12 protein-coding genes and 1 tRNA gene are annotated in these 12,575 nt (G+C 42.9%); 8 read left to right on the top strand and 5 right to left on the bottom strand.

The window, feature by feature from the left end; all coding sequences use genetic code 11:
* Positions 1-30: 30 nt before the first annotated feature.
* On the bottom strand, positions 31-1,014 hold the full coding sequence (locus tag WC615_RS11900; protein ID WP_372978314.1) for an NAD(P)H-quinone oxidoreductase: 984 nt from the start codon (positions 1,012-1,014) through the stop codon (positions 31-33).
* Between the two features lie 43 nt (positions 1,015-1,057).
* A complete protein-coding gene (locus WC615_RS11905) occupies positions 1,058-3,457 on the bottom strand; it encodes an ABC transporter permease (protein ID WP_372978315.1) in 2,400 nt (799 codons plus the stop codon).
* Between the two features lie 214 nt (positions 3,458-3,671).
* On the opposite strand from WC615_RS11905, the gene WC615_RS11910 reads away from it, so the two are divergent.
* From WC615_RS11910 to obgE, 4 genes are all read left to right on the top strand, one after another.
* Positions 3,672-4,133 carry a redoxin domain-containing protein gene (locus WC615_RS11910; RefSeq protein ID WP_372978316.1) on the top strand — a complete coding sequence of 154 codons (462 nt, stop codon included), beginning with the start codon at positions 3,672-3,674 and terminating at the stop codon, positions 4,131-4,133.
* A 101-nt stretch (positions 4,134-4,234) separates the two neighbouring features.
* Positions 4,235-4,308: transfer RNA gene (locus WC615_RS11915), tRNA-Arg, on the top strand.
* Between the two features lie 56 nt (positions 4,309-4,364).
* Positions 4,365-4,937, top strand: coding sequence for an adenylate kinase (locus tag WC615_RS11920; RefSeq protein ID WP_372978317.1), 573 nt, complete (start codon positions 4,365-4,367; stop codon positions 4,935-4,937).
* Positions 4,938-5,043: 106 nt separating this feature from the next.
* The gene (obgE, locus tag WC615_RS11925) at positions 5,044-6,060 is read left to right on the top strand and encodes a GTPase ObgE (protein ID WP_372978318.1); all 1,017 of its coding nucleotides are present in this window, start codon (positions 5,044-5,046) and stop codon (positions 6,058-6,060) included.
* Here the strand turns inward: obgE and WC615_RS11930 are convergent.
* The 3 genes from WC615_RS11930 to WC615_RS11940 are packed head-to-tail and all read right to left on the bottom strand — an operon-like array spanning position 6,044 to position 9,031.
* Complete coding sequence (locus tag WC615_RS11930; RefSeq protein WP_372978319.1) at positions 6,044-7,624, bottom strand: hypothetical protein; 1,581 nt, start codon at positions 7,622-7,624, stop codon at positions 6,044-6,046. The genes obgE and WC615_RS11930 overlap by 17 nt on opposite strands.
* Before the next feature lie 15 nt (positions 7,625-7,639).
* Positions 7,640-8,191, bottom strand: a complete 552-nt coding sequence (locus WC615_RS11935) for a WcaF family extracellular polysaccharide biosynthesis acetyltransferase (protein WP_372978320.1) — start codon at positions 8,189-8,191, stop codon at positions 7,640-7,642.
* Between the two features lie 60 nt (positions 8,192-8,251).
* On the bottom strand, positions 8,252-9,031 hold the full coding sequence (locus WC615_RS11940) for a polysaccharide biosynthesis/export family protein (protein ID WP_372978321.1): 780 nt from the start codon (positions 9,029-9,031) through the stop codon (positions 8,252-8,254).
* Between the two features lie 75 nt (positions 9,032-9,106).
* Between WC615_RS11940 and WC615_RS11945 the strand changes: the two genes are divergently transcribed.
* The 4 genes from WC615_RS11945 to WC615_RS11960 are packed head-to-tail and all read left to right on the top strand — an operon-like array spanning position 9,107 to position 12,509.
* Entirely contained in the window at positions 9,107-9,868 is a 762-nt protein-coding gene (locus WC615_RS11945; RefSeq protein ID WP_372978322.1) for a glycosyltransferase family 2 protein, read from the top strand.
* Between the two features lie 54 nt (positions 9,869-9,922).
* Complete coding sequence (locus tag WC615_RS11950; RefSeq protein WP_372978323.1) at positions 9,923-11,026, top strand: MraY family glycosyltransferase; 1,104 nt, start codon at positions 9,923-9,925, stop codon at positions 11,024-11,026.
* A gap of 53 nt (positions 11,027-11,079) precedes the next feature.
* Positions 11,080-12,078, top strand: coding sequence for a type I glyceraldehyde-3-phosphate dehydrogenase (gap, locus tag WC615_RS11955; protein ID WP_372978324.1), 999 nt, complete (start codon positions 11,080-11,082; stop codon positions 12,076-12,078).
* Positions 12,075-12,509: a GNAT family N-acetyltransferase gene (locus tag WC615_RS11960; RefSeq protein ID WP_372978325.1), complete on the top strand. Its 435-nt coding sequence runs from the start codon at positions 12,075-12,077 to the stop codon at positions 12,507-12,509. The genes gap and WC615_RS11960 overlap by 4 nt, the downstream gene beginning before the upstream one ends.
* Positions 12,510-12,575 lie beyond the last annotated feature (66 nt).

Genomic DNA, 12,575 nt, shown 5'->3' on the forward strand with positions numbered 1-12,575 from the left:
TGCCATCAACTATGAATCATTATCTATGTGCTACCCAAAACGTAACACTATCTTCCCCATATGCTCGCTGCTTTCCATCAGGCGGTGTGCTTCGGCGGCTTCTGCTGCCGGGAATATTTGATAAACAACCGGTTTTATTTTGCCCGATGCCAGTAACGGCCAGATGTGTTTTTCGAGGTTTTGTGCGATGGCACTTTTAAAGGCCACATCCCTTGGTCGCAGCGTAGAACCGGTGATGTAGATTCGCTTCCGCATCACCTCGGCCAGGTCAATCTCTACATTTTTGCCCTTCATGGTGTTGATGAATACCAGCCGGCCATCATTAGCCAGGCTTTTAATGTTAGGGGTGGTGTAGTCGCCGCCTATCATATCCAGTAGTACATCTACACCCTTGCCGTCGGTAAGTTTTGCTACTGCTTCGCTGAAGCTTTCGTGCTTATAATTGATGGCTTTTGCAGCACCTAAATCCTCGCAGAATTTGCATTTTTCATCACTGCCTGCCGTAACATAAACTATGCTGCCCAATGCTGCTGCCATTTGTATGGCCGTTACGCCAATGCCGCTGCTGCCGCCATGTACCAACAGGGCTTCTCCTTGCTTCAATCGTCCACGGTCAAACACGTTACTCCAAACGGTAAAAAAAGTTTCGGGCAGGGATGCTGCCTCCGCAAACGACAGATTTTCGGGGATAGGCAGGCACTGCCCTTCGGGCGCGGTACAGTATTCGGCGTAGCCGCCGCCAATAACCAGTGCACAAACTTTGTCGCCAACCACCCAACGGGTTACATCTGTGCCAACCTCAGTAACAATACCGGCTATCTCCAACCCCGGGATGTCCTGCGGCGCGCCTGCAGGTGGCGGGTAATTCCCTTTGCGCTGCGCCACATCGGGCCGGTTGATGCCCGCTGCGAGTACTTTTATAAGTACATCGTGAGCGGAGTAGGAAGGCACAGGCCTATCGGCGATTTGTAAAACTTCGGGGCCGCCGGGCTGGGTAATGGTAATGGCTTTCATATCAACAATAATAGCTTTTATGTTGAATATGTTTGAAGTATGGCTACTCACCTTTTAAGCTCTCCGCCGGATTAGCCACCGCCGCTTTAAACGATTGTGTGCTGATGGTTACAAAGGCAATAGCCAAAGCACCTGCACCTGCTGCAACTATTACCCACCATTGTATGTTTTGGCGGTAAGCAAAACCCTGCAGCCATTTGTGCATTACCAGCCAGGCCAAAGGCGCGGCTATGGCGAATGATATCAGCACCAGTTTAATAAAATCTTTACTCAGCATAGCCACAATAGCCGATACGCTTGCACCCAATACTTTACGGATGCCAATTTCCTTGTTGCGCTGCTCGGCGGCGTAGGCGGCAAGGCTAAACAGCCCAAGGCAGGCAATAAGCACAGCCAGGGTAGTAAATATCAGGAACAGTTTGCCGGTGCGGTGTTCGGTACGATAGGCTGTGTTAAAGTCCTCGTCCATAAATGAGTATTCGAAATGCTGATTTGGCGATAACTGGTTCCATTTATGCTCAACCTGTGCTACAAACGCAGGCAGGTTTTTGGCATGTATTTTTATGCTTAATGCCCCGTTATCATTGGCTAACAACATTACAACCGGGCTTATATTATCCCTTAACGAACTAAAGTTGAAATCTTTTACAACACCAATTACATGGTACTCTTTTAAAGGCTGGTTGGGTACCCCCGTTGGCCTGTATATTTTTTTATCTAAGGGGCTATTGGCAAAACCCAGCATCCGGGCGGCGGTTTCATTTATAATAACTGCTGATGAATCTGTTGATAGTTGGTTAGAAAAGTTACGGCCTTTGGAAATACCCATTCCCATGGTGTTCAGGTAATCTTCATCAATAGGCCAAACTTCGGTAAACAGGGCGTTTTTAGGGTCGGGTGTTTTATTGCGGAATACACCATCGGGTGCCCTTACAACACCTGTTGGTAAAAATCCGCTTAATGATGCGTTTGCCACACCGGCAAGTTGTTTAACCTCTTGTTTAAATGTTTTAGCATTTTCTATTACGCCAACATTTTTAATAACCAGCACCTGGTTGCGGTCAAAACCAAGATCTTTGTGTTGAATGTAGTTCAATTGGCCATAAATAACCAGGGTGCCAATAATAAGAAATATAGATATAGCAAACTGGAACACCACTAAAAAGTTGCGGAAATTTCCGCCTTTAAACCCGGTTGATATTTTACCCTTTAGTACGCTGATAGGTTGAAATGCAGATAAGTAAAATGCAGGGTATGAGCCTGCCAGTATCCCAACTGCAACAATAATAACCAGCAGCGAAGGGAATAACCATAATATGGTTTGTGCGGTAATGAATAACTCTTTCCCGGACACCTGGTTAAACAGCGGCAAAAGCGCCCACGCGGCCAGCACCGCTACTACGGCAGCGGCCACGGTTACCAGTATCGATTCGGACAGGAATTGCGCGATCAGATATTTACGTGACGAGCCCAATACTTTGCGTACGCCTACCTCTTTTGCCCTGTTTGCCGAGCGGGCGGTAGACATGTTCATGAAATTAATACAGGCTATAAGTAAAACAAACAATGCTATGGCAGAGAAAATGTATATATAAGTAATACTGCTGTTCGCCCCAAGCTCGTACTGCCTGTTAGATAACAGGTGGATATCGGTAAGTGGCGTAAGGTTTAAATGAAAGTAGTTGCCGCTTTTCTCCAGTCTGCTGTAATTTGACCCCATGTTATTTTTTAACATGCCCGTTAGTTTACCTTCTAATTGTTTTGGGCTGGCGCCCGGTTTAAAAAGGATATAGGTGGTATAACTAAAATTACTCCATTCATTGCTTTTGGCATCAGCCCGGGCAGCCAGCGACAGGAAGAAATCAAACTTAAAATGCGATTGGCTTGGGATATCGTGTATAACACCGGTTATTTTATAATTGGCATTACTGCTTAAAGTAAGTGTTTTGCCAAGTGCATCAGTGGTGTTAAAGTATCTTTTAGCCGTACTTTCTGTAATAACAGCGGTGTAGGGTTCGGTTAAAGCAGTTTTTGGGTCGCCAGCTATCATAGGTAACGTAAAAACACCAAAAATCTCAGAATCAGCATATACAACCTTTTCCTCCTGTATGTATTCATTACCTTTCTTTATGCGTACCCCTTGATCATGTATCAGCCGGGCTGTTTTTTCAATCTCCGGGAAATTGCCTGACAAAGTTGCAGCCAATGGGGGTGGGGTTATGGCATATGAAGCAATATTGCCACCATATTTCATATCCATATTTACGCGGTAAATACGGTCGGCTTTGGTATTATAGCGGTCATAACTTAATTCATCAATCACATAAAAAACAATAAGCAGGCAGGTTGCCAGGCCTAAAGCTAACCCCAGTATATTAATTGCGGTAAACCCTTTATTTTTTAGCAGGCTGCGGAATGCTGTTTTAATGAAATTTTTGATCATGATACGGCGCGTTTAAGTTTGATGGAATAATTGATTGAAATACAATTTATTCCCGGCCGCTAATCTATGCTATAGGGTTGACCTGAATTGTTAAATAAAGTTAAACTAGGTATTTAGTTATAAAACTATTTAACACTTTTTAGCATTAATACATCACTATGATAATAGGCAAGGGAATTATCATTTTATTTGCAAAACAAAAATCAAGAACAATATGTCAGTACAAACAGGCCAGGCGGCACCACAGTTTACATTAACATCATCAGAGCTTAAAGAAGTTAATTTGGCCGATTTTAAAGGAAAGAAAGTAGTGATCCACTTTTTCCCGTTGGCGTTTACGGGTGTTTGCACTACCCAGCTTTGTACCATGCGCGATAGCTTTGGTTATTACGATGGTTTAAATGCTCAAATTTTAGGCATCTCTGTCGATTCGCCTTTTACCCTGGCTAAGTTTAAAGAAGAGAATGCGTACCAGTTTCCGCTGCTTTCTGATTTTAACAAGGATGTATCGGCAGCATACGGTGCTTTATATGAGTCGTTCGCTTTTGGCATGAAGGGCGTGAGCAAACGTGCTGCTTTTGTGATAGATGAGGAGCAAAATGTGATATATGCCGAGGTGTTGGAGAACGCCGGCGACCTGCCAAATTTTGAGGCAATTGCCGAAAAAGTAAAGTAATTTGTAAAAAAGTTTGCAATGGATGCAGAAAATCCTATTTTTGCAGTCCGTTAAAAACGGGGCGGTTACCGGTTAGTGGTAACGGTTTTATATTATAAAACGCATTTGTAGCTCAATTGGATAGAGCATCTCACTACGGATGAGAAGGTTTGGGGTTCGAATCCCTACAAGTGCACACAAATTAAGCCTTTCTGTAAAAAACGGAAAGGCTTTTAACTTTAATCGCAAGGGATGCTTAACTTAGTTCTGTTTGGTCCGCCCGGTGCCGGGAAGGGTACTCAATCACAAAATCTTATCGAAAAATTTGGCTTAATTCACCTTTCAACAGGCGATTTGCTGCGCGGAGAAATTTCGCAAGGCACTAAGCTGGGCCTCGAAGCAAAAAAACTGATGGACGAAGGTACTTTGGTACCGGATGAGGTAGTGATAGGGATGATCAGCAATAAGCTTGATGCTAACAAAGATGCAAAGGGTTTTATTTTCGACGGTTTTCCGCGTACGGTTGCACAGGCCGAAGCACTGGATAGCCTGTTGGAATCTAAAGATTCCTCTATATCGGGTATGATAGCTTTAGAAGTTACTGACAGTGAATTGGAGCAGCGTTTATTAAAACGAGGCGAAAGCTCGGGCAGGCCTGATGATGCCAACCCGGAGGTGATACGCAAGCGTATTAAAGAATATAATGATAAAACTGCACCGGTTGCAGGGTTTTATAAAAACCAAAATAAGTTTACAAGCATAAACGGTATCGGTTCGATAGAAGAGATCTTCTCTTCTATTAATTCGGTTATCGACGCTTATTAATTAATAATAGTCCGAAAGTCGGGAAAGTCCGAAAGTCAGTAAAGTGATTGTACTTACTGTCTTTCGGACTTTCCGTCTAAAAAACTTTCCGCTCAAAATAAAAACTATGTCTCAAGGCTCAAATTTTGTTGATTACGTAAAGATATGCTGCCGTTCGGGACATGGTGGTGCCGGTTCATCGCACTTGCACCGTGATATTTTAACCTCAAAAGGTGGCCCCGATGGGGGGGATGGCGGCCGTGGCGGGCACGTTATTGTAAAAGGTAACGCCCAGTTATGGACACTGCTTCACCTTAAATTCCGCAAGCACGTAATTGCAGGCGACGGTGACTCTGGTGGTAGTTCGCTACGCTCAGGCAAAACCGGCCGCGACGAGATACTGGAAGTGCCTTTGGGTACAATAGCCAAAAATGCCGAAACCGGCGAGATACTATTCGAAATAAACGCCGACGGCGAAACCAAAATATTAGCAAAAGGCGGCCGTGGCGGCCAGGGTAACTGGCACTTTAAAACCGCAACCCAACAAACCCCGCGTTATGCGCAACCCGGCGAGGATGGCGAAGAAGACTGGAACATTCTTGAACTGAAGTTACTGGCCGATGTTGGTTTGGTAGGTTTCCCTAATGCTGGTAAATCAACTTTGCTTTCGGTTGTATCTGCAGCTAAGCCAGAGATAGCCGATTACGCCTTTACAACGCTTGTGCCTAATTTGGGCATTGTGGGTTACCGCGATAGCAGATCATTCGTTATGGCGGATATACCGGGTATTATAGAGGGGGCATCGCAAGGCAAGGGGCTGGGTATTCGTTTTCTGCGCCATATTGAGCGTAACTCGGTATTGCTGTTTATGGTGCCTGCCGATACCAACCGTACCATCAAAGAGGAATACAACATCCTGTTAAGAGAACTGAATGAGTATAACCCCGAACTAATGCATAAGCCGCGGGTACTGGCCATCACAAAATCTGACATGCTTGATGCAGAATTGCAGGAAGAGATGGAGAAAGAAGTACCGGCAGATGTACCGTACGTGTTTATATCATCAGTAGCTCAGAAAAACATCACCGAGCTTAAAGACCTGCTTTGGAAAGAAATTAACAAGGAAGTTAACGGGCCTCAGTAGCAAAGTACAGTACGTAATTATCGCTTAACTCTTTTAGCGAAAATCCTTTATACCCCGGGAAGGATTTCAGGATAACGTTTGCCCTGATGCCAATATAATCATGTGGCATCAGTATATATATAGGCCCGGCGTGGCCTTTATGCTGGTATTGGTCAAAATCTATATTAATATCTTTATTCAACTCCTCAAGCGTAATTACACGATTGTTCTGAATCTCAAGCCCCAGGTCCGGACTGAAGAAGACGAAGATGGCATCCTTGTGCTTATCATCAAGCAGTTTAATATAATCAAGGCTTTGCTGATCTATAAACTGCTGGCCAATGCCCGATGTACCGTAGGCGGTATAATGCCTTAAACCATAAGAGCCTTCGGCATAAAACTTCACTGTGAAAAAGGCTATTACTACTATACCCAGCCCTAATACAACACGGTAAATTATTTTATATTGGCTAAAAAGGTATAAAGTGCCGGGGATGATCAGTAAACCAATTATCCTGAAATGCCTTGCCTCATAAGATATATCGAGCTTGCGCATAAATGCCTGCCCGAAAAAGATGAGCGATATGCCATAAAATAGGATAATGATAGTACGGTATCTTTTATCGGGTACACGGGTACAAATAGCGTAAACTAAAGCAATACTTACCATGGCTATAAGAATTAAGATAAGCATGGCCCAGCCGGGTGATAATAGTGTGGTATCAGTATGAAAGAAAAAACCGTTTACCAGATCATCAACAGAAAAACCTGCCAGTATAGGTGAGGCGAGGGGGAACGCAATGGCCTTTAAGCTAAGATCGAACCCGCCTGAAATTGACGATGGGTTAATCCCTTTTGAGAGGTATAGCCACGAGATAACCACTACTGATACCAAAGCCGGTATGCCTATCCAAAAACCTTTAAATAGCCAGCTTTTAGCGCTTGTATGCCCTGCGGATAGTTGGATCCACATAAACAGCAGTCCAGCCCCATAGATCCAGATGAAGGATGATTTGCATATAAAACCTATCCAGCCGGAAAGTAATACAAACAGCATTAGCTTCCAGTCGGGTTTATTAAAGGTTAAGCATCCGTATAAAAACCAGCCGGTAAAGGCAAATAGCAAAGTTTCGCCGCCTATGTAAAAAATAAAGGGCGTAAAAAATACCAGCTGGCAAATAATAACCGCTAAACTTAAAGCACTTATTAAGGGTGTAAAGCCCACTTTTTTAAAGAAGGTATAAAAGCCGGCTAAGCCTAAAAGCTGGCAAAGCATTGTGGTAACAGATGCGGCCTGCCCTGTATTTAACCCAAAAACAGATTTGAAAAAATAAGGAATAAGGTATTGGCCCGGCGACCACCACGATATAAACTCGGTAGTATTTTGAGCTATGTTTTGCTGGCTTGGTTTAATAAGGGTATTGAAAGCGCCCCCCATTTGCATTGACCGTAAAACCTGGAAACCCCAGCTGGCATCAGGGAAAATAGCAGCAGGTGTTATAATATTTATTACCCCTAAAGCAGCAACTAATACAAATACAGCTAAAAGTATAATACGGTATGCAGGTAAGGTAGTGTTGGGCATGGTGGGTGTTGTGATTTATTGTATGATGCGCGGGCGGGTTTTAACGGCGGGGTTACCCTGGTAAATAAAATAAGCTTCAAGATGTTTATTGGCTACCGAACCACTGGTAAGTACCGAATGGTTTGCAGCAATTACGCCCTGGTTAACAATGGCGCCACAGCCTACCCATACGCCATCGGCAAGTGTAATACTTCCGGTTATCAGGTCGAATGTTGTTTTTTTATAATTATGGCTGCCGGTTTGTAATATGGCCCCTTGTGATATACACACATTACTGCCAATGGTTACTAAAACAAGGTTATCTATCCAAACGCGCTCGCCTATCCAGGTATTATCGCCAATTTTTAAGTGCCAGGGATATTTGATATTTACGCCCGGCTTTATTACCACTCCTTTGCCAACCTGCGCACCAAATAAACGCAGCAGGGCAATTTTTATCCCGTTTACAGGTAACAAACCAGATTTGAAGAATACCGAACTGATATAATACCATATTGCCCGTTTTAGGGCACTCCCCCCTGGGTGGTAAGGATGGTTATTATATACAGAAAGATCGGTTTGCTGCATTTATGTTAGGTTTTATACTGATACTTTACGTAAAATACAAGCTTGCACCTGTTTGCCCCATTATTGCCTGCTCAGCGTAAAAATGATGAGCGCGGTGTTTAATAACAACAGGGCTGGTTGTGCCCAGGTGTTAAAGTTTTGCAGGTTTTCGGTACGTATGGCCCGCTTGTTTTGGGCTACGTAAATAATATCGCCGTTTTGCAGGTAAGCCCTTGGGTCTGATAAAGAGTTTATATCACTCAAATCAATTTCGGTTACGTTTTGGGTGTTATTTTTGCCCCGTATAATTTTTATTTTCTTTTCGTTTGCCGCAGGCGTTAAGCCACCAGCCTGCCCAATAAGTTCAACCAAAGTAGTATTATCTTTTACTATCGGAAAATTCCCCGGCGATCTTACCTCGCCCAGTAACGTTACTTTAAGGTTTACAACCTTAAGTTCAATTATAGGGTCTTTTAAAAGGTTTTTACGGTAAAGGTCTTCTATTAATTTTGTAGCCTGGGTGCGCGTTAACCCCATAACCTGTACGTGCCCAATAGCAGGTAAGGCAACGGTGCCATCCTCTTCTACCTGGAAGGTTTGGCCCTGCCCGGCTGTAGCGTTGTTCCCGGAGCCGGACGCAGACGAGGTAGGTACCTCATCTACTATATACTTTAAATTTTGAAGGTTGCGGATCTGCAAAATATCCTGGGGCTGTATGCGGTAGCTAACTATAGCTGCTTTTGGTGATACGGTATCAACAACAGACGCCCTTTTCTCGAAAAGTATCTGGTTTTGTTTGTAAGAGCACGAACTGCCTAACACAACTATACCAACAAAGCAAATAAAATATAAAACACGCATATAAAATAAATTACTGCTTAATGTTACCAATAATTGCGCAGTGATTTCAAAATTACATAATTTGCACCTAAATAAATGTTTTTTTCCATAGTGCATGACCTTAAAATATCTGTAATAACTGTTTCATATAATGCCCAAAGCACTATTGAGCAATGCGTACAATCGGTAATCGGCCAGGATTATCCTCATATCGAGTACATAATAATTGACGGAAACTCATCAGATGGTACCATTTCTGTGCTTGAAAAGTATAAAAAATATATCCATGTTTTTGTTTCAGAGCCCGATAAAGGTATTTATGATGCAATGAACAAAGGTATTGCTTTGGCAAGCGGAGACGTTATAGGCATACTTAACGCAGATGATTTTTTTGCAGACAGCCATACTTTAACAGTTGTATTGGATGCTTTTAAAAATAACGTTACCGATATTGTATACGGTAACCTTGATTATGTAAAACCGGATGGAAGCACGTTTCGTAAATGGCGGAGCGGACCGTATAAAAAGGGGCTGTTTAACCTGGGCTGGATGCCACCGCACCCTACGTTTTATTGCCGTAAAGAGGTGTTTAACAGGTTTGGCAATTATAGCCTTGAATACGGCACGGCTGCCGATTATGAATTAATGCTAAGGTTTATACACCTTAACCAATTACCGGTTTATTACATAGCCAGGGTATTAGTTAAAATGAGTACTGGAGGGGTTAGTAACAGCAGTATTAATAATCGTGTTAAGGCATTGATTTTTGATATGAGAGCAATGTACAGAAATAATGTATATTTTCCACCTATTGCACTGTTATTCAAGCCATTGCGGAAACTGGGGCAATTTTTTTAATTGCAAATAAAAAATATATATTTGCAGTATATAAATGCCCCCTAACTTTTATATATGCCCGAATATTTAAATACGTATTATTTTATATACTATTTGTTGATGATAACGTTTTCGGTGCTGATAACGCTATTATCTATCCCCTCTATTTTACATGTAGCACGTACAAGGCATTTATATGATGATGTTGGCCATTTTCGCAAACAGCATGACCACGGCATACCTCGCTTAGGCGGTGTAGCCATATTTGTAAGTTTTACCATCACACTTTTATTATTCAGCATAATTGATAAAACTATACCTGTCAGTTACCTGCTAACTGCCAGTATAATTTTGTTTATAATGGGTTTAAAGGACGACCTGTCGGGCGTAAACCCCAGCACTAAGTTTTTAATACAGTTTATTGTAGCAACCATACTGGTTATTTTGGGCGATATACGTTTTACCAGCATGTATGGTGTTTTTGGTGTTTACGATATCCCGTATATCACAAGTGCTATATTATCTATCCTGTTCATCATACTTATTATCAACGCCTTTAATTTAATTGATGGTATTGACGGGCTTGCAGGCACTACCTGTATTATTGTGAACGGTGCGTTCACGGTACTGTTCATCCATATGAAGCATTATGAAATGGCGGCGGTATCATTAACCATAGCTGGCGCCGTATTAGGCTTTTTACGCTATAACCTTACACCGGCAAAAATATTTATGGGCGATGCCGGCTCCTTATTAATAGGGCTTATATCTGCTATAATGGCTATCCGTTTTATCGAGCTGAATAAATTTACCGGTACAACTACACCCTCTGTAATATCCGCGCCGGCCGTGGCATTCGCTATACTTATAGGGCCTATCTTTGATACCCTGCGTGTGTTTACCCTGCGCGTTTTACATGGCAAGTCACCTTTCAGTGCCGATCGTAATCACATACATCACCGCATATTAAGGTTGGGCTATACGCACCTGCAAACTACCTTTATTTTAGGTGGGATAAATATTTTGCTTATTGTAATGGTGCTGGTGTTTGCGCCTCTTGGCAATTTAACACTCATGATACTGATACTTGCATCATCAATGCTGTTTAACTGGGTAATAACATTTTTTCTGCGTACAAAAGAAAGAGAAAAGTTATCTGTACGTAACCTATTTGTATAACCGTTATCCACCTATATAATTTTATTAGTTTTGCACCTTAATTTAATGTGCAAATGAGGATCGCTATAAACGGTTTTGGCCGTATAGGCCGTATATTTCTAAGAACTATTCTTGCAAAGCCCGGTATTGATGTAGTGGCTATTAATGACCAGGCCGATACTGCCACGCTTGCCCATCTTTTTAAGTATGATTCTGTACATCGTGGCTTTAAGGGAACAGTAACCAATGATGAGAATAACCTGTATGTAAACGGCAAACAGATCAGGGTTTTGCAGCAAACCGATCCATCGCATTTACCCTGGAAAGAGCTGGATATTGACCTGGTGGTAGAAGCAACCGGGAAATTCATCACTGAAGCAGGGGCTTTAAAGCATATCACAGCAGGTGCTAAACAAGTTATTATTTCGGCACCATCAAGCGATAAAAGCATCCCGACGGTAGTATTAGCTGTTAACGATGGCGAGGTAGATCTACGTTCGCCCATCTTGTCTAATGCATCATGTACCACCAACAACGTAGCTGCCATGGTGAAGATACTGGATGATAACTGGCATATAAAAGATGGTTATATCACCACCGTACATTCCATGACGGGCGACCAAAACCTGCACGATGCGCCACACAAAGACTTGCGTAGGGCAAGGGCCGCATCCGCATCAATCATCCCAACAACAACAGGGGCGGCAAAAGCCATTACTAATATATTCCCGCATTTAGAAGGGCGTTTAGGGGGTGCTGGTATCCGGGTACCGGTGCTTAACGGTTCGCTTACCGATTTTACCTGCAGCCTTGAAAAAATGCCGACCGTGGCCGAAATAAACGCCGCCTTTAAAGACGCTGCCGATGGCCCTATGAAAAACGTATTGGAGTACACCGAAGACCCTATAGTATCTACAGACATACTGGATAACCCGCACAGCTGCATCTTTGATGCGCAGCTAACCTCAATAGTAGGCGGCTTGGTAAAAGTTGTGGGCTGGTATGATAACGAGATGGGCTACAGCAGCCGCCTGGCCGATTTGGTTGAAGAAATAAGCCAGTTACCATCATGATAAAATTTATTACTGCCGATGATGTGCTGCCTATCCGTAACGAAGTGTTGCGCGAAGGTAAGCTTACCCTTGATGAATGCCGTTTTGAGAATGATGATGCCGAAAGTTCGTTTCATTTAGGGTATTATAAAGATGGCGAATTAGCGTGTATAGCATCTTTCCATCCAAAAAGTTACACAGGTTTTGAAGGCAAGGCATATCAGTTAAGGGGCATGGCTACGCTGCAGAAATATAGGGGCAAAGGCTACGGCAATATGCTGGTTAATTTTGCCATAACCTACCTGCGCGGGCAAAAGGTAAACTACCTGTGGTGCAATGCCCGCAAAAAGGCTGCGGCATTTTATTTAGGCGTTGGTTTCGAGATCATATCGCCCGAATTTGAAGTGCCCGGTATTGGGCCGCATTATGTAATGTATGTTAAAATAAAATGAAATTTTGATGAATATGCAGCATCTTTTTAACTTTTGGGTTGGGTATTAGGATAAATTTTGACAACT

It is taken from the genome of Mucilaginibacter sp., from assembly GCF_041663085.1.
Lineage (GTDB): Bacteria > Bacteroidota > Bacteroidia > Sphingobacteriales > Sphingobacteriaceae > Mucilaginibacter.

Bases quoted from the DNA above. Each gene is read 5' to 3' on its own strand.
- WC615_RS11900 (WP_372978314.1), bottom strand. From the start codon at position 1,014: ATGAAAGCCATTACCATTACCCAGCCCGGCGGCCCCGAAGTTTTACAA.
- WC615_RS11905 (WP_372978315.1), bottom strand. From the start codon at position 3,457: ATGATCAAAAATTTCATTAAAACAGCATTCCGCAGCCTGCTAAAAAAT.
- WC615_RS11910 (WP_372978316.1), top strand. From the start codon at position 3,672: ATGTCAGTACAAACAGGCCAGGCGGCACCACAGTTTACATTAACATCA.
- WC615_RS11920 (WP_372978317.1), top strand. From the start codon at position 4,365: ATGCTTAACTTAGTTCTGTTTGGTCCGCCCGGTGCCGGGAAGGGTACT.
- obgE (WP_372978318.1), top strand. From the start codon at position 5,044: ATGTCTCAAGGCTCAAATTTTGTTGATTACGTAAAGATATGCTGCCGT.
- WC615_RS11930 (WP_372978319.1), bottom strand. From the start codon at position 7,624: ATGCCCAACACTACCTTACCTGCATACCGTATTATACTTTTAGCTGTA.
- WC615_RS11935 (WP_372978320.1), bottom strand. From the start codon at position 8,191: ATGCAGCAAACCGATCTTTCTGTATATAATAACCATCCTTACCACCCA.
- WC615_RS11940 (WP_372978321.1), bottom strand. From the start codon at position 9,031: ATGCGTGTTTTATATTTTATTTGCTTTGTTGGTATAGTTGTGTTAGGC.
- WC615_RS11945 (WP_372978322.1), top strand. From the start codon at position 9,107: ATGTTTTTTTCCATAGTGCATGACCTTAAAATATCTGTAATAACTGTT.
- WC615_RS11950 (WP_372978323.1), top strand. From the start codon at position 9,923: ATGCCCGAATATTTAAATACGTATTATTTTATATACTATTTGTTGATG.
- gap (WP_372978324.1), top strand. From the start codon at position 11,080: ATGAGGATCGCTATAAACGGTTTTGGCCGTATAGGCCGTATATTTCTA.
- WC615_RS11960 (WP_372978325.1), top strand. From the start codon at position 12,075: ATGATAAAATTTATTACTGCCGATGATGTGCTGCCTATCCGTAACGAA.